Consider the following 18698-nt stretch of genomic DNA (forward strand, 5'->3'; position numbering starts at 1 on the left):
GGGGTGTTGTTTGTACTACCAGCGCGCACCGAAGGTGCGGCGCAGTTCATCGATCTGATCGGCATCCAGCGGCTGGGGCCTTGCGGCCTGCGCGAGCTGCTGGAGCCTTGCGGTTTCCTCGAGTTCCTCGAGCACGGCCATGGCGGCGGCCGGCGTGTCGTGCCACACGTTGGGGCCCAGGCGCGTGAGCATCACGGCGCGGATAGGCGTGCCGGCCGCACCGAAGCGGCCGATGGCCTGCGCCACCTGCTCGGCCGCCTCGGGCGCGCCCGGGCGGTGGTACGGAATGACCGGCACATGGCCGACCTTCATCACGAAGTAGGGCGTGAGCGCGGGCAGCAGCTCGTCGCCGGGTTGCCGCAGCGTGAGCGCCACGCAGTGCGTGCTGTGCGTGTGGATAACCCAGGCGGTGTCCGCGTCGAACTCGCGCGCGGCGGCGTAGATGCGCATGTGCAGCGCGATGGTCTTGCTGGCGCGGTCGCCGCCAATCTGCCGGCCCTGTGCGTCGAGCCGTGCGAGCCGTGCGGGGTCGAGGAAGCCGAGGCAGGCGTCGGTCGGCGTGATGAGGAAACCGCCGTCGTCCAGGCGCACGCTGATGTTGCCGGCCGTGGCGTGCACGTAGCCGCGCTCGAACAGGCTGCGGCCGACGCGGCAGATCTCCTCGCGGGCCTGGTTCTCTGCTGACATGCTCTCGGTCATCCGAGCACTGTAAATGCCTTGGTGAAGAAATCGTCGCTGCCGAAGTTGCCGGACTTCAGCGCGACGTGCAGGCCGGCCTCGGGCGCGGCTTCGGAGCGCGCATGGCACCACGGCACACCGGGGTCGATCTGCGGGCCGATCTGCATCTGCGCGATGCCCAGCGCCTGCACGCAGGCGCCCGAGGTCTCGCCGCCGGCCACCACCAGCCGGTGCACGCCGCGCTCGACCAGGCCGCGCGCGATGGCGGCGATGGTGCGCTCGACCATCGCACCGGCCTCTTCCACGCCCAGGCGGCCCTGCACCGACTTCACGGCGCCGGCCTCGGCGGTGGAGTAGACGAGCACCGGGCCCTTGTCGATCAGCGGAGCTGCCCACGCCAGCGCCTCGGCCGCGACATCCACGCCCGCCGCGATGCGCAGCGGATCGATGGCCAGTGCCGCGCCGCCGCGCTGGATGAAGTCGAGCACCTGCCGGTTGGTGGCCAGCGAGCAGCTGCCCGAGACCACCGCCGACTTGCCGCCGGCCCTGGGCAGCGCGCTCGCCTGCGACGAGGGCGCGAGGCCGAAGTTGGCCGGCAGGCCGATGGCCACGCCCGAGCCTGCGGTGACCAGCGGCATCTTCGCGAGCGCCGGGCCCATGCGCAGCAGGTCGTCGTTCGAGACCGCGTCGACGATGGCGATGGAAACGCCCTCGGCCTTGAGCTGCACGATGCGCTCCTCGATGGCGGCGGCGCCGCGCGCCACCACCGCGTAGTCGACGAGCCCCACCTTGCGCGTGCACTGCGCCTGCAGCACGCGCACGAGGTTCGGGTCGGTCATCGGCGTGAGCGGGTGGTTCTGCATGCCGCTCTCGTTGAGCAGCACGTCGCCCGCGAACAGGTAGCCCTTGAACACGGTGCGCTTGTTGTCGGGGAAGGCGGGCGTGGCTATGGTGAAGTCGCATCCCATCGCGTCCATCAGCGCCTCGGTCACGGGGCCGATGTTGCCTTGGGGCGTGCTGTCGAAGGTGGAGCAGTACTTGAAATAGATCTGCTTCGCGCCTTGCGCCTGCAGCCAGCGCAATGCTTCGAGCGACTGCGCGATGGCCTCGGCCGGCGCGATAGTGCGCGACTTGAGCGCGACCACCACGGCATCCACATCTGCATCCAGCGGACCTTCGGGCACGCCGATGGCCTGCACCACGCGCATCCCGGCACGCACGAGGTTGTTGGCGAGGTCGGTGGCGCCGGTGAAATCGTCGGCGATGCAGCCGAGCACGAGCTTTGCCATGGGTCAGTCCTTTACCGGCAGCTTCACGGCCTGCGCGTTCTCGCGCACGTAGTCGCGCAGGATCGCGTCGAAGCTGGCGTCGGCCTTCAGGCCCAGCGCCTCGGCGCGCGCGGCGTGGATGCGGCTGGGCCAGCTGGTGACGATCTTCGCGATGGCGGCGTCGGGCTCCCAGTCGATCAGGCCGGTGGCGTCCTTGCCTGCGATGCGTTCGAGCGCCTGCGCCATCTCGCGCACGGTGGTGGTCAGCGCGGGCAGGTTGACCGCCGTGCGCGCGCCCCACTCGGCGGCGCTGGCGGTGGCCGCGCGCACGATGCCGGCGACGGTGTTGCCGGGCGATGCCAGCGCGACGGGCGTGTCGGGCGACACGGGGCAGCGTGCGCGTTCGCCGGCCAGCGGCTCGCGCAGCATGCCGCTCAGGAAGCTGGAGGCCGCGCCGTTGGGCCGGCCGGGTCGCACCGACACCGTCATCAGCCGCACGTTGCGGCCCTGCACGAAGCCCTTGCGCGTGAAGTCGGCCACCAGCTGTTCGCCGATGAACTTCTGGATGCCGTAGCTGTTCTGCGGGGTCGGCAGCGTGGTGTCCTCGATGACGGCGGGCAGGCGCTGCTCTGGCGAATCGCCGAACACCGCGACCGAGCTGGAGAACACGAACACCGGCGCATGGCCCGCGCGGCGCGCGGCTTCGAGCAGGCCGCGCGTGGCGTCTAGGTTGCTGCGCATGCCGAGGTCGAAGTCGGCCTCGCACTCGCCGCTCACGGCGGCGGCGAGGTGGAACACGAGCTGCGTGTCGGCCATGGGCAGCGCGCCGTTCGCGAGTTGCTCCAGCAGGTCGCCCTGCACGAACTGCACGCGCGCATCGGCCGCCAGGTCGGCGGGCGGCGGCACGCGGTCGGCCAGGGTGATGCGTGAGACGGGCTGCGCGGCAGCGCCGGCCAGCGCGAGGCTGCCGCCCGCGAGCAGCGTGCGTGCGAGGCGGGCGCCCAGGAAGCCGCAGCCGCCGGTGATGAGGATGTTCATGGTCGTCTTGTCTTTCGTGTTCGTTCTAGAGCGCGGGCAGGAAGCGCAGCAGCGCATCGGCCACCGCTTCGGGCGCCTCGCGCTGCGGGAAGTGGCCCACGCCGTCGAGCAGCTCGCGGCGGTAGGGGCCGCTGAAGAAGCGTTCCTTGCCGGCCGAGGTGTCGGGATGATTGCAGGAATCGGCCGCGCCATGCAGCACCAGCGTGGGCACCGACAGCACGGGCGCGGGGTTGAGCGCGGCATCGTCGGCGGCGTAGTGCGGATCGCCCGGCGCATGCCCCCAGCGATGGCGGTACGAATGCACCACCACGCGCGCCCAGTCGTCGCCCTCGAAGGCGGCGGCGGTGGCCTCGAACTCGGCGGGCTCGTACCAGCCGGCTGGCGCCCATGTGTCCCACATCATCCGCGTGAAGGCGATGCGGTCGTCATGCACGGTGCGTTCGCCGCGCGGCGTGGCCATGTACCAGTGGTACCAGTAGTTGCGCGCCTGCGCGAGCGGCATCGGCTGGTCGGGTGCGTTGGTGCCGTAGCCGACCGACATCAGCGTGAGCGAACTCGCGACGCCGGGCCGCAGCCCGCAGGCATTGCCCACCGCACGCGCGCCCCAGTCGTGGCCGACGAGCGCGGGCTGCTCCAGGCCGAGCGCGTCGATGAAGTCGAGCATGTCGCGCCCCAGCGCCGAGAGCTGCCCGCTGCGCGGCGTATCCGCATGCAGGAAGGTCGTCGGCGCGAAGCCGCGCAGGGCGGGCAGCAGCACGCGCCAGCCGGCCTCGGCCAGCCGCGCGGCCACGCCGTGCCAGCAGCGCGGGCTGTCGGGCCAGCCGTGCACCAGCACCGCGGTGGCCTTGCCCGCGGGGTTCCATTCCTCGTAGCCGATGCGCAGCAGCGGCGTGTCGACGAACTTGAGCGTGGCGTCGCTCACGGCGCTTTCCCCTTCGGTGCAGGCACCTCGATGCCCGGGAAGATCTTGATGACGGCGCTGTCGTCCTCACGCGCGAATCCGGCGGTGGAGGCTTGCATGAACATCTGGTGCGCCGTGGACGACAGCGGCAGCGGAAACTTGCTCGCGCGCGCCACGTCGAGCACCAGGCCCAGGTCCTTCACGAAGATGTCCACGGCCGACAGCGGCGTGTAGTCGCCCGCGAGCACGTGCGCCATGCGGTTCTCGAACATCCAGCTGTTGCCCGCGCTGTGGGTGATGACTTCGTACAGCGCCGCCGGGTCCACGCCCTCGCGCAGGCCCAGCGCCATGGCCTCGGCCGCCACCGCGATGTGCACGCCGGCCAGCAGCTGGTTGATGATCTTCACCTTGCTGCCGGCGCCCGCCTTGTCGCCCAGGCGGTAGACCTTGGCGGCCATGGCGTCGAGCACGGCGCCGGCCTTCTCGTAGGCGGCGGGCCTGGCGGCGGTCATCATCGTCATCTGTCCGCTCGCGGCCTTGGCGGCACCGCCGGAGATGGGCGCGTCGATGTAGAGGATGCCCAGCTTCTCCAGGCGCGCTTCCAGCGCCACCGACCAGTTCGGATCGACGGTGGAGCACATCACGAAGACGCTGCCGGGCTTCATCGACGCGGCGCAGCCGGGCGTGGTGCCGTCGCCGAACAGCACCGACTCGGTCTGCGCGGCGTTCACCACCACGCTGACCACGATGTCGCACCGCGCGCCGAGTTCGGCCAGCGTGGCGCACGCCGTGCCGCCCTCGCGCGCGAAGGCTTCGGCGGCCTCGCGGCGCACGTCGAACACATGCGGCGCATGGCCCGCGCGGCGCAACGACTGCGCCATGCCGGCGCCCATGGCGCCCAGGCCCACGAGGCCGACGACGGGGGAGTTGGTGCTGGAAGTCATGCAGGTTTCTTTCGATGGTGGTCGGTCAGCGATTGACCAATTGCTTGGGCGTGAACCACACGCCGATGGCGCCGAGCACCAGCGCACCGGCCAGCACGTACATGCCGATCTGCGTGCTGCCCGTGAGGTCCTTCAGGTAGCCGATGAGGTAGGGGCTCACGAAGCCCGCGAGGTTGCCCACCGAGTTGATGGCGGCAATGCCCGCGGCAGCGGCAGTGCCCGTGAGGAAGGCGGTGGGCAGCGACCAGAAGAGCGGCGCGCAGGTCAGCACGCCCGCTGCGGCGAGCGAGAGAAACGCCAGCGACACGGCCGTGTTCTGCGTGTACGAAGCGGCCACGGTGAAGCCCACCGCGCCCATCATGGCCGGCACGATCAGGTGCCAGCGGCGCTCCTGCCGGCGGTCGGCGCTGCGGCCGAAGAAGTTCATCGCGACGATGGCGCAGAGGAACGGAATGGCGCTGAGCAGCCCGATGTTCAGGTTGCCCTGCACGCCCGTGGCCTTGACCAGCGTGGGCAGCCAGAAGGTGAGTGCGTATTGGCCCATGACGAAGGCGAAGTAGATGAACGCCATCCACCATATGCGCGCATCGCGAAACACGCCAGCCACCGAGTGGGGGCCCTTGGCGCCATGGGCGGCGTCCTTCGCCACCTCGCGCTGCAGCAGCGCCTTTTCCTCGGCGCTCAGCCAGCGCGCCTGGGCGATGCCGTTGTCGAGGTAGAGGAGCACCGCCACGCCGATGAGCACGGCGGGGATGGCCTCGATCAGGAACATCCACTGCCAGCCGCTCATGGCCGACACGCCGTGGAAGCTGTCCATGATCCAGCCCGACAGCGGGTTGCCGAAGATGCCCGCCACCGGAATCGCCGACATGAACACCGCGATGATCCGCGCGCGCCGGTGCGCCGGGTACCAGTGCGTGAGGTACAGGATCACGCCCGGATAGAAGCCCGCCTCGGCCAGCCCGAGCAGGAAGCGCAGGATGTAGAAGCTGGTGGGCGTCTTCACGAACATGAAGCAGGCCGAGAGCAGCCCCCAGGTGATCATGATCCGCGCGATCCAGACGCGCGCGCCCACGCGGTTGAGCAGCAGGTTGCTCGGCACCTCGAACAGGAAGTAGCCCAGGAAGAAGATGCCCGCGCCCAGGCCGAACACGGTTTCGCTGAAGCCCAGGTCCTGCCCCATCTGCAGCTTGGCGAAGCCGACGTTCACGCGGTCGAGGTACGCGATCACGTAGCAGAGCATCAGGAAGGGCACGAGGCGCCAGAACACCTTGGAGTAGGCGCGCTTTTCGAGCGCGGCATCGGCGGCGGCGGGCGACGCTGCGCCGGCCTGGAGGGTCGAGGAAGTCATTGGAAGGCTGTGTCTCGGATGATTTGTCAGGTCATCATACAAATTTGATTTTTGTTGGCGGCCCCGGGTAAACCCGCGGATCAGGCCGCCTTCGGCGCCTTTCTGGTGTCTTTGTGTGTCGGCTCAGCCGCCGACGGGCCAGCCTTCGACCAGCGGACGGGCGAGCTGCTCGCCCTCCTGCTGCCAGAACACCGGATCGGCCTGCTCGATGCGGCGGATCGCGTTGTCCATGTGGCTCTTGGCCGCCTCGCGCGCACGCAACGCATCGCCGGCCTCGATCGCCTCGACGATGCGCGCATGCTCCTGCGCCACCTCGCGCGCGAAATCCGCGCGGCGCGCCTCGTTGGCGCGCGTGACGCGGGTAGCGCCGTGCAGGAACTGCCGCAGGTACTGCAGCGTGCCGATCAGGAAGGGATTGCGCGCCGCCTCGGCGATCGCGCGGTGGAAGAGCACGTCCTCATCGGCGCCGTTGCCGCCGGCTTCCACAGCCGCATGCAGTGCGGCGATGGCGTCGCGGATACGCTGCACGTCCTCGTCCGTCCGGCGCTCGGCGGCCAGTGCGGCCACCTCGGCTTCGAGCGCACGGCGCAACTCGACCATCTGGATCACCGCCTCGCGCGAGGCCACGTGCGGCATCTCGAAGCGCAGCGGCTCCACGCCCGCGGCGCGCACGTAGACGCCGCTGCCCTGCCGCGAATCGAGCAGCCCCAGCGACTTCAGCCGCGACACCGCCTCGCGCACCACCGTGCGGCTCACGCCGAACTGCTCGGCCAGCGCGGTCTCGGTGGGCAGCCGGTCGCCTTCGGACAGGCGCCCGCTGCGCACCTCGGCCGCAAGCGCATCGGCCACCTGGTCGGCCAGGCGGACGGCGGGGGCGATGGACTGGAAGCGGGCGGTCATGGGTGCGAAAGGGGTGGGGCCTGCGACTCTAACGCAGGGCCCGCCACTTTCGCGGCGGCTGCAGTTCAGCCCAGCGCGTGGCGCGCAGCGTTCGCGATGCTCTTCGCATCGACGCCGAAGAAGCCGCGCAGCGCCGCGCGCGTATCGCTGCGTCCGAAGCCGTCGGTGCCCAGGGTGATGTAGCGGCGACCTTCGGGCAGGAAGGCGCGGACGCTCTCGGGCACGGCGCGCACGTAGTCGGTGGCGGCGACGATCGGCGCCTTGCTGCCCTTGCCGAGCTGCTGCGCGATGAAGGGCGTGCCGGCGTCTTCGCCCGCCAGCGCGCGCTGCTCGTAGGCCAGCCCGTCGCGCGCGAGCTCGCTCCAGCTCGTCACGCTGAACACCTCGGCCTCGATGCCTTCGTCGGCCAGCAACTGCGCCGCCTTGACGACCTCGGTGAGGATCGCGCCCGAGCCCATCAGCGTCACTTTCTTCTTCGCCTTGCCCGAGGCCGGCGCATAGGTGCCGAAGCGGTAGCAGCCGCGCAGGATGTCGGCTTCCGCGCCGGCCGGCACATCGGGCTGCGCGTAGTTCTCGTTCATGAGCGTGACGTAATAGAACACGTCCTGCTGCTCGACCATCATCTCGCGGATGCCCGCGTCGACGATCACCGCCATCTCGCCCGCGAAGGCCGGGTCGTAGGCCTTGCAGTTGGGAATGGTCGCGGCCACGAGGTGGCTGCTGCCGTCCTGGTGCTGCAGGCCCTCGCCGCCGAGCGTGGTGCGCCCCGACGTGGCGCCCAGCAGGAAGCCCCGCGCGCGCTGGTCGGCCGCGGCCCAGATGGCGTCGCCCACGCGCTGGAAGCCGAACATCGAGTAGTAGATGTAGAAGGGCAGCATCGCCAGCCCATGCACGCTGTAGCTGGTGGCAGCGGCCGTCCAGCTCGCGATGGCGCCGGCCTCGCTGATGCCCTCTTCGAGGATCTGCCCGTCGGTGGCCTCGCGGTAGCTCAGCACCGAGCCGATGTCTTCCGGCGCATAGCGCTGGCCCACGCTCGAATAGATGCCGACCTGCTTGAACAGATTGGCCATGCCGAAGGTGCGCGCCTCGTCGGCCACGATGGGCACGATGCGCGGGCCCAGGGCCTTGTCCTTCATGAGGTTGCCCAGCATGCGCACGAAGGCCATGGTGGTGCTCATCTCCTTGCCGGCCGCGACGGTCGCGAACTGCGCGTAGCTCGCGATGTCGGGCTTGGCGACCACCTCGCAGGCGGTTTCGCGGCGCGGCATGGCACCGCCGAGGGCCTCGCGGTGCTGGCGCAGATAGCGCATCTCGGCGCTGTCCTCGGCGGGGCGGTAGAAGTCCATCGCAGTGGCCTGCGCGTCGGTCAGCGGCAGGTTGAAGCGGTCGCGGAACTCGATGAGGTCCACGTCGCCCATCTTCTTGTGCGAGTGCGTGGTCATCTTGCCCTGCGCGGCGCTGCCCATGCCGTAGCCCTTCTTGGTGTGGGCGAGGATCACGGTGGGCTGGCCGCGGTGCGCCGCGGCCGCGGCGTAGGCGGCGTGGATCTTCACGAGGTCGTGGCCGCCGCGCTTGAGGCGGTCGATCTGCTCGTCGGTCATGCCTTCGGCCAGGCGCGCGAGCTCGGGGTTCTGGCCGAAGAAGTTGTCGCGGTTGAAGCGGCCGTCCTTGGCCGCGAAGGTCTGCATCTGGCCGTCAACGGTGTTGGAGAACACGCGTGCCAGCGCGCCGCTGACGTCCTGTGCGAAGAGGCCGTCCCAGTCGCTGCCCCAGATGAGCTTGACGACGTTCCAGCCCGCTCCGGCGAAGAGCTTCTCGAGCTCGTCGATGATGCGGCCGTTGCCGCGCACCGGGCCGTCCAGGCGCTGCAGGTTGCAGTTGACCACCCACACGAGGTTGTCGAGCTTTTCCCGCGCGGCGAGCGTCAGCGCGCTCATCGACTCGGGCTCGTCCATCTCGCCGTCGCCGAACACGCCCCACACCTTTCGGCCTTCGCAGTTCAGCAGGTTGCGGTGCGTGAGGTAGCGCATGAAGCGCGCGTGGTAGATCGAGCTGATGGGGCCGATGCCCATCGAGCCGGTCGGGAACTGCCAGAAGTCCGGCATCAGGTACGGATGCGGGTAGCTGCACAGCCCGCGCGCGCCGCTGCCTTCGGCGAAGGCCGGCGCGGTGAGTTCCTGGCGGTAGTGATTCAGGTCTTCTTCGCTCAGGCGGCCCTCGAGGTATGCGCGGGCATAGACGCCAGGCGCGCTGTGCGGCTGGAAGAACACGAGGTCGCCGCGATGGTGCTCGCTGCGCGCATGGAAGAAATGGTTGAAGCCGGTCTCGAACAGGTCGGCCGCGCTCGCGTAGCTGGCGATGTGGCCGCCGAGTTCGCCGTATGCCTGGTTGGCCTTGGCGACCATCGCGAGCGCGTTCCAGCGCATCAGCGAGGCCAGCTTCTCCTCGATGGCGAGGTCGCCCGGGAACGGCGGCTGGTCTTCCACCGCGATGGTGTTGACGTACGGCGTGGCGAGTTCGGGCTGCCAGCCGATGCGCTGCTGCCGCGCGAGACGCGCCAGCTCGACCAGCATCTGCCTTGCGCGCTGCGGCCCCTGCGTCTGTGCCAGCGCGACGAAGGCATCGCGCCATTCGGCGGTCTCGGCGGGGTCGGGGTCGTGCGAGAGCTGCGTTTCATCCAGCAGCAGGGCGCGCATCTGGTCGGGCGAAATCGGGGCGTTCATGTCGGCACTTTAGGCCGCAATGGGGAGAATTAGCTACCGGCGAAGCCAAACCCGCGTTCCCGTCGCAGCATAAAATTCCGTTGAATTCAAATTGAGCGGCATTTCATGCAACTGGACGCGATCGATCTGCGCATTCTGGACGAACTGCAACGCGACGGCGCGCTGTCGAACGTGGAGCTGGCGCGGCGCGTGCACCTGTCTCCCTCGCCCTGCCTCTCGCGCGTGAAGGTGCTCGAGGCGAATGGCGTGATCGACCGCTACGTCGCGCTCGCGAGCGCCAAGGCGCTGGGCCTCGGGCTCAACGTGTTCATCTCGATCAGCCTCACCACGCAGAGCAAGCAGTCGCTGGCCGACTTCGAGCAGCGCATCGCCGAGCACGACGAGGTGATGGAGTGCTACCTGATGACGGGCGACAGCGACTACCTGATCCGTATCGCGGTGGCGGACATGGCGGCGCTGGAGAAATTCATCCTGGAACAGCTCACGCCGATTCCGGGCATCGAGAAGATCCGCTCCAGCTTCGCGCTCAAGCAGGTGAGATACAAGACGGCGCTGCCGTTGCCGAAATAGGCACACCCCCAGGCTTCGCGCACTGCGTGTCGCTGCGCCAACCCCCTCGCCGGGGGCAACACCTGCGGCCCGGCAAAGCCGGTTCCGCGGTGTCTCCCGGAAGAGGCTGGCTGTTGCGCCGATCAGAGACCGATCAGGCCGCCGTCGTTCTTCGTGATGACGACGGTCGCCGAGCGCGGACGGGCGTTGCCGCCTTCCGGCCAGTGGCTGAGGTACTTCGACGGGTCGCCGATGTCTGCCTTGGCCGTGTTCTCGCCCGGATGCTGGATGTTCACGAACAGCGCGCGGCCGTCGCCCGATTCGGCGATGCCCGTGATCTCGCAGTCGATCGGCCCGACCAGGAAGCGGCGCAGGCCGTCGGTGCCGGGAGCCTTGCCGACGAAGGTGGCCTGCGTGGCGGTGGTGGAGCCATCGACGTTTGTGATGGTCTTCGCGCCGCCGTCGCCGACCTTGCCCGGCAGGGCGCCGAGCAGCATGCAGTTGGTCACGTCGGTGTAGGCGCCGTCGTCGGTCTCGAGCCACAGCAGGCCGGGAGCCGCCTGGCTGAACCACATGCCGTCGGGGCTGGAGAAGTCGTTGTCGGCGCCCAGCTGCGAGAGGTTGATATCGGCCGACGCGGTGGAACGCGCGCCGAAGAGGTACACGTCCCACTTGAAGGTGACGGAGGTCGGATCGCCGTTGGTGTCGGCAAAGCGCACGATGTGGCCGTTCGGGTTGCCCTTCTGGTCCTTTCCGGCGGTCGTCTTGTCGTTGTAGAAGCGCGGGTTGGCGGCGTCGGTCTTGCCGATCGGACGCGAGCTCGAGTTGGTGTTGGTCAGCGTGACGTAGACCTCGCCGGTCTTCGGATTGACGGCCGTCCATTCGGGGCGGTCCATCCTGGTGGCGCCGGCCGCGTCGGCTGCATGGCGGGCGTTGACCACCACGTCGGCCGCATCGGCGAATGCGTAGGCGGCGTAGCTGGCGGTGATGTTGTTGACGCCCAGCTTGAGCTCGAGCCAGTCGCCCGTACCGTCGGCCTTGAACTTCGCGACGTAGAGCTTGCCGTCGTCCATGTACTTGTCGCCGGCGGCCGTGCCGCCGCCGATGTCGGCAGCGTCCCAGTTCTTGGTCGACACGAACTTGTAGATGTACTCGTTGCGCGAGTCGTCGCCCATGTACCAGACCAGCGGCTTGCCGACCACGACCGGGCCCAGGCAGGCGCCTTCGTGGCCGAAGCGGCCGAGCGCGGTGCGCTTCTTGGGCGTGCTCGACGGGTTGAACGGGTCGATCTCGACCACCCAGCCGTAGGTGTTGGCGCCGTTGCGGTAGTCGTCGACGGCGGTGCCGCTCGTGGCGACGACTTCGGTGTTCCAGCGGCCGTACAGATTGTCGGCGGTGTCGGGCGTGACGGTGGCCCAGAGTTCGCGGCCGGTGCTGGCCACGCCGTAGCGGCTGAAGGAAGCCAGTTCCTTGGCGGTGCGGTTGGCATCGTCATTGGCGGCAATGCGGCGGAAGTAGCCGGCCCAGTTCTCCTCGCAGGTGAGGTACGTGCCCCACGGCGTGGTGCCGTTGGCGCAGTTGTTGAGCGTGCCGCGGGTCTTGCTGCCGTCGGTCGAGTACTTGGTCTTCAGGTAGTCGGTCTTGGCGGCGGGGCCCGAGAAGCTCATCTCGGTGAGCGTGTGGACGCGGCGGTTGAAGCTCGAGTCCTGCTTGTAGCTCCAGCTGCCGCCGCTCTTGTTGACCTCGATCACGCTCACGCCGTGCAGGTAGAACTCGCGCAGCACTTCGTCGGCGACGGTGCGCGCGGCCGCATTGCCGCTGCCGGTGATGGTCTGGCCGGTGGGGTGCAGGAACAGCGGCGTGATGGCCTCGTGGTTCATCACCAGCAGGCCGCGCGACGCGCCGGTGGCGTCCCACTTGTTCGACGCATTCATGCCGAAGTAGGTCATGCCGTCGTGGTGATCGCCGGCGCGGCGGTCGTAGGTGGTCGCGTCGTCGGAGCCGTCGTTCTTGTAGGCGGCAACGCCCGAGGCAATAGGGTCGCCCAGGCGGTAGAGCACGCTGGCGGTGTAGCCGGCGGGCACGGTGACGACGTCGGCGAGGCTCTTGGCGACGGCATTGAAGCCGAGCTTCATCGGCGCGGGGCTGGGTGCCGGCGTCGGCGCTGGTGCCGGGGCGGGCGCCGGTGCGGGAGCCGGGGGCAGGACAGGGAAGGCAGTGCCGCCGCCACCACCGCCGCCGCATGCCTGGAGCAGTGCGGTGCCGGCGGTGCCGACGCCCAGGCCGAACAGGTGGCGGCGGCTCAGGCGCGAGGCGATCAGGTCGGTGAACGAGGGGTTCGACGTGGGGTTGGTGCCGATGTCTTCGATTTCGACCGGACGATCGTCGGTGCGGGTGTTTGCGGTCATGCGCAATGTCTTTCTTCGTGGGTTGGAAAGGAAAACCAGCCCGCGAAGTTAGGCACTTCGTATGACGACTCCGTGAATTGCTCAGCTTCGGGTCAGGTTGAATCGGGTCTTTTCAGCATCCCTTCATCAACCCATCCGCCAATCCCCAGGCCCGCGCGGCCCGCCGTTTCGCGCCCTCTCGTTCAGGGCGCGGGCAGCTGCCGCGGCCACAGCGCCCACAGCCGCAGCGGCTGGTTCATGCTCGCCGCGAAGCGGCCCGCATCGGCACCGGTGCCCGCGAAGTAGTCGGCGCGCACGGCACCGAGGATGGCGCTGCCGGTGTCCTGCGCCACCACGAGCTTCTGCAATTGCGCCGCCGGCCCGTTGGATGCAAGCCACACCGGCGTGCCGTAGGGGATGCTCTCGCGGTCGACCGCAATGGAGCGGCCGGCCGTGAGCGGCACGCCCTGCGCGCCGCGCGGACCGAAGGCGGCATCGACCTCGCTCATGGTCTCCTCGCGGAAGAACACGTAGCGCGGGTTGCTCCACATCAGCTGCGTCACGCGCTGGGGGTTCTGCGCGGCCCAGGCCTTGGTGTCGTCGGGCCACTTGCCGACCTTGGTCACGCCCTGGCTGATGAGCCACTGCTGCACGCTGCGGTAGGGCTGCTCGTTGGTGGCCGAGAAAGCCATGCGCACGGTGTGCTGGTAGCCGTTGGCCTCGGTGATGCGCAGCCGGCCGGAGCCCTGGATGTGCAGCATCAGCGCGTCGATCGGGTCGGCCATCCACGCGATCTCGCGCCCGCGCAGCGCGGCCTGGGCCTCGGGCAGGGTCTCGATCTCCTGGCGCGTGTACCAGGGGCGGCGGGGCACGAGGCCGTCGGGCGCCTGGTAGATCGGCACGTTGAAGGTGGCGGTGGGCACGCGCGAGGCTTCGTACACCGGTTCGTAGTAGCTGGTGAGCTTGCCTTCGGTCTGGCCGTTGAGCGCTTCCACGCGGTAGGGCTGCAGCCGCTCGGTCATCCACTGGCGCTGCTCTTCGGGGGTGGCGATGGCGAGCTGGCGCACATCGCGGCACAGCGGCGCGAAGGCGGCGTTGGGGCGCGAGCAGTTCGCCAGCAGCGCGATCCAGGCCTCGTGCAGCGGGTCTTCGCCGAAGCCCGGCAACTCGCTCCATCCCACCGGCACCCAGCGGCTCTTGGGATGCGCGAGCGAGCCGGTGAGCGGACCGAGGTCGCGCGGCTGGGTGGCGGGTGGGCGGATGGGGGGCTCGGGCGTGCGCGGGCCGGTCGAACAGGCGGCGAGCGTTGCTACGATCGCAAGCCCGACCAGCCACTGGAGTCCATTTCTCATGGGTTTGATTCTGCTTGAAGCCCTCGCCGCGGGACTCGTGTTCATCCTGATCATCTGGTGGACCATGTTTTCCGGCCGCAAAAAGGGTGAATTGCACGATGACGACGATGGCCCCGAAGTCGGCCCCGGAGCCGGCCGCGACAGCACCGGCTCGAACAAGCCGCCCGGAACGTGAACTGCTCGTGCAGTCCCCCGGCGCGCGGCACTGTCGGACAAGCACCCGATTGCTATTGCTTTAGTAGCAATCATTGCAGTATTCATGCGCGAAGGCGAAACTTTTCTTATTTTCCGTAGGGCTTTGAGCCCGTACCATCACGCACTCCCCGAAGGCTAAGCTGTGCCCCGCCTGATTCAACCTTGAAAGGGATCGCCATGAAAAAGTTCGTACTCGCCACCACCGCCGCCGCACTCGTCCTGTCCGGGTGCGCGGGCGGCATGACCGACACCCAGCGCAACACCGGCATCGGCGCCGGCATCGGTGCACTGGGCGGCGCCGCCATCGGCTCGGCCACCGGCGGCAACCGCGGTGCCATCGGCACCGGTGCGGTAGTCGGCGCGGCAGCCGGCGCGCTCGGCGGCTACCTGTGGTCGCAGCGCATGGAAAACCAGAAGCGCCAGATGGAAGCCGCCACGCAGGGCACCGGCGTGGCCGTCACGCAGACGACCAACAACGAGCTGAAGCTGCAGATCCCGAGCGACGTGTCCTTCGACGTGGGCCGCGCCAACATCAAGCCCAACTTCGCGCCGGTGCTCGACCAGTTCGCCAGCGGCCTGCGCAACAACCCGAACGCCGAGGTGCGCATCATCGGCCACACCGACAGCACCGGCTCGGACGCCATCAACAATCCGCTGTCGGTCGAACGCGCCACCAGCACCCGCGACTACCTCGTGGCGCGCGGCGTGAACGCGGCGGCCTTCCGCATCGAGGGCCGCGGTTCGCACGAACCGATCGCCGACAACAACAGCGACGCAGGCCGGGCACAGAACCGCCGCGTCGAAATCTACGTGGGCGAGCGCGCGCCGCGAGGCTGACGATCTCCAGCACACGAAGGGAAACCGGCCGCGCTGAAAGGCCGGTTCCCGCCATCACCGTTCCATTGGTCCATTAAGAGGGAATCTCATGAGGAAGTTTGTTGTTTCGGGTGCGGCTGCCGCCGCGTTGCTGTTCATCGCGGGCTGCGCATCGCAGTCGGCGCCGCCGCCGGCCCCCGCGCCCGCAGCCGCTGCGGCCGCACCGGCCAACAGCTGGACAGCCCGCCTGGCCGCCCTGAAGACCGACCTCGAGACCTCCACCAAGGGCACGGGCGTCGTGATCGAGCAGACCGCCGACAACCAGCTTCACCTGGTGATCCCGAACGAGCTGTCGTTCGACACCGGCCGCTCCAACGTCAAGCGCAACCTCGCGCAGGTGCTCGACAAGGTCGCCGAAGGCCTGAAGAGCGCCACCGCCGCCAGCGTGCGCGTGGTCGGCCACACCGACAGCACCGGCAGCGAGGAAGGCAACGAGCGCCTCTCGGTGAGCCGCGCCGACAGCGTGCGCAACCACCTCGTGAGCCGCGGCATCTCGACCACGGTCATCACCACCGACGGCCGCGGCTCGCGCGAACCGCTGGCGGACAACAACACGGCCGCCGGCCGTGCGCAAAACCGCCGCGTGGAAATCTTCGTCGCCGAAAAGGGCTGACCCCAGGCTTCGCGCACTTCGTGCCGCTGCGCCAACCCCTTGCAGGGGGCGGCGCCAGCGGCCCGGCAAAGCCGGGTCCGCAGTGTTTCCCCGAAGAGTCCGGGGCTAGAGTTCTCGCAGACGGTTGGCCAACTCGACGGCCGACTTCACTTCCATCTTCTCGAACACGCGCGCGCGGTGGACCTCCACCGTGCGCACGCTGATCGCGAGCTGGTCGGCGATGAGCTTGTTCGGCAGGCCTTCGACCACCCGCCGCATCACGTCGCGCTCGCGCTCGGTCAGCTCGCCGATGCGCTCGGCCAGGCCCCGGCGCGCGCGCTGCACTTCCAGTGCCTGCAGCGACGCGCTCAGCGCATGCTCGATGCGGTCGACCAGCGCGTTGTCGGAGAAGGGCTTCTCGCAGAAGTCGAAGGCGCCGCGCTTGACCGCGTCGACGGCCGTGGGCACGTCGGCGTGGCCCGTGAGGAAGATCACCGGCATCGCCGGCAGCAGGCCGCGCTCCACGATACGGTCGAACAGCACCAGCCCGCTGGTGCCGGGCATGCGCACGTCCAGCAGCAGGCACAGCGGCTGCTGCGGCAGCGGGCCCTGGTCGAGGAACTGCTCGAACGCCTCGGCGCTCGCGAAGTGCTCGCTGGCCAGGCGCCGCGAGCGCAGCAGCCAGGCCAGCGCCTCGCGCACGCTGGCGTCGTCGTCCACGATGAAGATCAAGCCGTCGATCAGCGGTTGCATATCAATTCAATTCCAAAAACAGGCACGAGCCCTTTCGGGGGCGCCGCGGAACCGGCTTTGCCGGGCCGCTGGCGCCGCCCCCTGCAAGGGGGTTGGCGCAGCGACACGAAGTGCGCGGAGCCTGGGGGTGAATCATGTACTGGGCAGCGTGAACCTGAAGACCGTGCCGCGCGGCTTGTTGGGCTCGAACATGAGCGCCCCGCCGTGCTGCTCCACCACCGTGCGGCACAGGCTCAGGCCGAGCCCCATGCCGTCGGCGCGCGTGGTGAAGAAGGGCGTGAAGAGCCGCTCGGCGACCTCCTCGCTGATGCCGCTGCCCAGGTCGGCCACGGAGAACTCGATCCAGCGCCGGCCGTCCTCCTGCACCGCACCGCCCACCGCCGTGGCGCGCGCCACGCGCAGCCGCAGCACGCGGCTGCCGACGTTGTCGGGGCTGTCCATGGCCTGCATCGCGTTGCGCGCGAGGTTCAGCAGCACCTGCTCGACCAGCGTGCGGTCGCACATGACCGCGGGCAGGCTGTCTTCCAGCACCACCTCGATGATCACGCCCAGCTTGCGCGCCTGCAGCCGCACCAGCGGCAGCACCGCGTCGATCAGCGCCTGCGGCGCGACGGCCTCGCGCGTGCGGTCGCGGCGGCGCACGAAGTCGTGCACGCTGCGGATCACCTGCCCCGCGCGGTCGGCCTGCTCGGCGATGCGCTTCACCGCCATCGCCACCTCGCCCTGGTCGCCCTTGGCGTCGGGGCCCAGCAGATTGAGCGAGCCGCTCGCGTAGCTGGCGATCGCGGCCAGTGGCTGGGTGAGCTCGTGGCTCAGCAGCGAGGCCATCTCGCCGACCGTGGCCAGCCGCGCGCTGGCCTGCAGGCGCTCCTGGCTCGCGCGCGAGAGCTCCTCGATGCGGCGCTGCTCGCTCACGTCGATGAACGCGCTCATCCAGCCGGTCTGCACCTTGTGCGCGTTGATCAGCGGCGCCTCGAAGATCAGCACCGGAAAGCGCGTGCCGTCCTTGCGCATGAAGACCGACTCGAAGCCCTCGCGCGGCGGCATGCCGCCGGCCAGCCGGCGCGCCTGCCGCTGCTGGTACTCGTGCGCGAGTTCGGTGGGCCAGTACGGAGCATCGGGCGCCTCGGCGTTGCCGGCCATGAGCTCCTCGGGACTGAAGCCCACCATCTCGCAGAAGGCCGGATTCACGTAGGTGATGCGGCCGCGCAGGTCGCGCGCGCGCAGGCCGGTGATGACGGAGTCTTCCATCGCCTTGCGAAAGGCCAGCGCGTCGGCCAGGTCGCGCTCGGCGCGCAGGCGGCGGCGCGTGTCGCGCGCGAGCAGCACCAGCACCGACACCAGCGCGATGGAGATCGCCGTGACCAGCGCCGTGAGCATGTTGGGGAACAGGTCGGGCGCCGCGCGCCAGCCGTCCACGCGCAGCATCAGCGCGGCGCCTGGCAGGTCGATGAGCTGCTGCGAGGTGAACACCCGCGTGCCGGTGCGCCGCGAGCTGCCCAGCGCCACCAGCCGCGTGCCGTCGGCCTCGGTGAAGGCCACTTCCTGGCCGCGCGTGAGCGTGGGGCCGACCAGTTCGATCAGCGCGTCGCGCAGCGAATAGCTCGCCACCAGGTAGCCGCCCGCGTCGATGGGCACGCACAGCTCCATCACTTCGATGCCGCCGCCGCCCGCTATCGGCACGTAGTGGCTCGGCGAATAGGCCGACGCACCCAGCTTGCGCGCCGCGGCGCAGGCCAGCGACACGTCGGACTGCTCGGGGCCGCGCGTGTCCTCGTCGAGCACGCGCATGCGGTAGGGCGTGTTGACGGCCTGCAGCGGGCGCAGCGCCGAGTCGCGCCATTCGAGCCGCAGCCACTCGCGGTGCTCGCGCAGCAGCGCGGCGGCCACCTCCGGCCACTTGGCGGGATCGGCGCCTGGCGCCTGCGTGGCGCGCAGGCTCTGCGCATTGCGCTGGAAGCCGCTGCGCAGGTCGGCGACCGCGTCGGCGGTGTCGCGGTCGAGCGCGGCCTGCACCTGCTCGACCTCGTGCCGGCCCGCGAGCCACACCACCGTGACCAGCAGCACCGACACCAGCACCGCCAGCAGCAGCCACAGGAACCAGCGCTGCCACAGCGAGCGCAGCCGCGCATAGGCCAGCAGCGCCCATCGCTGCGGTGCAACGGTCAGCAGCGCATCAGACATACCGGCA

16 protein-coding genes are annotated in these 18698 nt (G+C 69.5%); 4 read left to right on the forward strand and 12 right to left on the reverse strand.

Annotated features, from left to right (window positions below; all coding sequences use genetic code 11):
- Positions 1 to 15: 15 nt before the first annotated feature.
- The 8 genes from FHT32_RS14065 to mdeB all read right to left on the reverse strand — a co-directional run bounded on the left by FHT32_RS14065 (position 16) and on the right by mdeB (position 9803).
- Positions 16 to 687, reverse strand: a complete 672-nt coding sequence (locus tag FHT32_RS14065) for an aldolase (RefSeq protein WP_256098997.1) — start codon at positions 685 to 687, stop codon at positions 16 to 18.
- 8 nt (positions 688 to 695) lie between these two features.
- Positions 696 to 1967: a 3-oxo-tetronate kinase gene (gene otnK, locus FHT32_RS14070; RefSeq protein ID WP_176665233.1), complete on the reverse strand. Its 1272-nt coding sequence runs from the start codon at positions 1965 to 1967 to the stop codon at positions 696 to 698.
- Positions 1968 to 1970: 3 nt separating this feature from the next.
- Positions 1971 to 2984 carry a D-erythronate dehydrogenase gene (gene denD, locus FHT32_RS14075; protein WP_176665234.1) on the reverse strand — a complete coding sequence of 338 codons (1014 nt, stop codon included), beginning with the start codon at positions 2982 to 2984 and terminating at the stop codon, positions 1971 to 1973.
- A 25-nt stretch (positions 2985 to 3009) separates the two neighbouring features.
- Entirely contained in the window at positions 3010 to 3906 is an 897-nt protein-coding gene (locus tag FHT32_RS14080; protein ID WP_176665235.1) for an alpha/beta fold hydrolase, read from the reverse strand.
- Positions 3903 to 4862, reverse strand: coding sequence for an L-threonate dehydrogenase (ltnD, locus tag FHT32_RS14085; RefSeq protein ID WP_371132184.1), 960 nt, complete (start codon positions 4860 to 4862; stop codon positions 3903 to 3905). Before ltnD ends, FHT32_RS14080 begins: the two co-directional genes overlap by 4 nt.
- Positions 4855 to 6180 carry an MFS transporter gene (locus FHT32_RS14090; RefSeq protein WP_176665237.1) on the reverse strand — a complete coding sequence of 442 codons (1326 nt, stop codon included), beginning with the start codon at positions 6178 to 6180 and terminating at the stop codon, positions 4855 to 4857. Before FHT32_RS14090 ends, ltnD begins: the two co-directional genes overlap by 8 nt.
- Positions 6181 to 6303: 123 nt before the next feature.
- Entirely contained in the window at positions 6304 to 7080 is a 777-nt protein-coding gene (locus tag FHT32_RS14095; RefSeq protein WP_176665238.1) for a FadR/GntR family transcriptional regulator, read from the reverse strand.
- 65 nt (positions 7081 to 7145) lie between these two features.
- A complete protein-coding gene (gene mdeB / locus FHT32_RS14100; RefSeq protein ID WP_176665239.1) occupies positions 7146 to 9803 on the reverse strand; it encodes an alpha-ketoglutarate dehydrogenase in 2658 nt (885 codons plus the stop codon).
- A gap of 105 nt (positions 9804 to 9908) precedes the next feature.
- Here mdeB and FHT32_RS14105 point away from each other — a divergent pair, with 105 nt between their 5' ends.
- On the forward strand, positions 9909 to 10373 hold the full coding sequence (locus FHT32_RS14105; RefSeq protein ID WP_176665240.1) for an Lrp/AsnC family transcriptional regulator: 465 nt from the start codon (positions 9909 to 9911) through the stop codon (positions 10371 to 10373).
- Between the two features lie 122 nt (positions 10374 to 10495).
- Here the strand turns inward: FHT32_RS14105 and FHT32_RS14110 are convergent, their stop codons facing one another.
- On the reverse strand, positions 10496 to 12760 hold the full coding sequence (locus tag FHT32_RS14110; RefSeq protein ID WP_176665241.1) for a PhoX family phosphatase: 2265 nt from the start codon (positions 12758 to 12760) through the stop codon (positions 10496 to 10498).
- 182 nt (positions 12761 to 12942) lie between these two features.
- Positions 12943 to 14091 carry a murein transglycosylase A gene (locus FHT32_RS14115; RefSeq protein WP_176665242.1) on the reverse strand — a complete coding sequence of 383 codons (1149 nt, stop codon included), beginning with the start codon at positions 14089 to 14091 and terminating at the stop codon, positions 12943 to 12945.
- Between FHT32_RS14115 and FHT32_RS14120 the strand changes: the two genes are divergently transcribed.
- From FHT32_RS14120 to FHT32_RS14130, 3 genes are all read left to right on the forward strand, one after another.
- A complete protein-coding gene (locus FHT32_RS14120) occupies positions 14090 to 14266 on the forward strand; it encodes a hypothetical protein (RefSeq protein WP_176665243.1) in 177 nt (58 codons plus the stop codon). The genes FHT32_RS14115 and FHT32_RS14120 overlap by 2 nt on opposite strands.
- Before the next feature lie 197 nt (positions 14267 to 14463).
- A complete protein-coding gene (locus FHT32_RS14125; protein WP_176665244.1) occupies positions 14464 to 15123 on the forward strand; it encodes an OmpA family protein in 660 nt (219 codons plus the stop codon).
- 88 nt (positions 15124 to 15211) lie between these two features.
- Complete coding sequence (locus FHT32_RS14130; RefSeq protein WP_176665245.1) at positions 15212 to 15775, forward strand: OmpA family protein; 564 nt, start codon at positions 15212 to 15214, stop codon at positions 15773 to 15775.
- Positions 15776 to 15880: 105 nt separating this feature from the next.
- On the opposite strand, the gene FHT32_RS14135 is transcribed toward FHT32_RS14130, so the two are convergent.
- Positions 15881 to 16507 carry a response regulator transcription factor gene (locus FHT32_RS14135; RefSeq protein ID WP_176665246.1) on the reverse strand — a complete coding sequence of 209 codons (627 nt, stop codon included), beginning with the start codon at positions 16505 to 16507 and terminating at the stop codon, positions 15881 to 15883.
- Between the two features lie 132 nt (positions 16508 to 16639).
- Entirely contained in the window at positions 16640 to 18691 is a 2052-nt protein-coding gene (locus tag FHT32_RS14140; protein ID WP_176665247.1) for an ATP-binding protein, read from the reverse strand.
- Positions 18692 to 18698: the final 7 nt, after the last annotated feature.

The organism is Variovorax sp. SG517, from assembly GCF_013376045.1.
In the GTDB taxonomy this organism is placed as follows: Bacteria; Pseudomonadota; Gammaproteobacteria; order Burkholderiales; family Burkholderiaceae_C; genus Variovorax.